The 244-nt window shown below is 59.8% G+C and carries 1 pseudogene; it reads left to right on the top strand.

Annotated features, from left to right (window positions below):
- Positions 1 to 244 (top strand): annotated as a pseudogene (locus J5M56_RS26955) (hypothetical protein); the annotation flags it as partial.

Genomic DNA, 244 nt, shown 5'->3' with positions numbered 1-244 from the left:
TACTGCATGGCGAGGGGTAGGAATACCCAGGCTCTGCCATACCTGCTTGGTACGAAGTTTGTCCATTGCCAGTGCCGAAGCGAGGATGCCGCTGCCGGTATAGGGGATGCCCAGACACTCGAGCAGCTGGCTTCGGCCTACTCGGTGCTGACCGATGACGAGAAAGAGTTGGGCGTGTGCTTGGTGGACATCGGCGGCGGCACCACCGATATCGCGATCTTCACCGAGGGTGCTATCCGCCATA

Source organism: Pseudomonas sp. 51_B, assembly GCF_017491595.1.
Lineage (GTDB): Bacteria > Pseudomonadota > Gammaproteobacteria > Pseudomonadales > Pseudomonadaceae > Aquipseudomonas > Aquipseudomonas promysalinigenes.
The sequence above is the reverse complement of the archived record's forward strand: the minus strand, read 5'-3'. Positions and strand labels throughout refer to the sequence as shown.